Consider the following 714-nt stretch of genomic DNA (forward strand, 5'->3'; position numbering starts at 1 on the left):
ACGTTTGGGATGTTTGCCGTTGTAGGTGTTGCGCACCAGTTGCTTGCTGACTTTCGTGTATCTCTGCCTCTGCTTTACGCCTTCGTTTTCGGCTATTTTGTTGCAGTAGTCGATCACTTTCTTGCAAAGTTTCGCATCGGTGGGAAAAGTGGTGTTGTTCTCCTGAACGGTAGTGTCGGACAACACGAAGTTCGATGTCTTGGTCTTTGCGTCGTGCATCCTTACGCTGTAGGAAAATATCTTTTCAATCCCTTCTTCACCAATTCTTTTTCTGAAGTGGACAAAATTACTCGGATCGCAGGGAAACTGGTGCTCAAAGAAAACCCTCCCGCAAAAATGCTGCATGTAGGGGTTCATGATCCAAGCGGAAGCAAGGGTCTCATCTCCCAAATTATAAAGGTTTTTCAGCAGCAGACAGCCCACCATAAAGCGGATAGGGTGGCTCGGATTGCCTGTTTTGGAATATAGCGGAGAGAATTCTTCCTCAAAATAATCCCAGTCTATATTCTCGGAAAGTAGAACAAGTTCGTGTTTGTCATCAATGAAGTCCACCAACATCGGGCGGAATAATTCTGGCTGCTTTTTTGGATTTCTCCCCAACATATTTGCAAGGTTTTAATGCTCAAATATACAAAATCCTGCAAAGAAAAACAAGAAAAATTACAATTAATTTATTGATTGTCAATATGTTGATGGCGTTTTAAGGAGAGACTA

The 714-nt window shown here is 42.6% G+C and carries 1 protein-coding gene; it reads right to left on the minus strand.

Features of this window, described 5'->3' with window-relative positions:
- The coding region (locus L0951_RS13655) for a transposase (RefSeq protein WP_234111812.1) at positions 1-603 on the minus strand (603 nt) is incomplete at its 3' end.
- Positions 604-714: the final 111 nt, after the last annotated feature.

The organism is Chryseobacterium sp. R2A-55, from assembly GCF_021401085.1.
In the GTDB taxonomy this organism is placed as follows: domain Bacteria; phylum Bacteroidota; class Bacteroidia; order Flavobacteriales; family Weeksellaceae; genus Kaistella.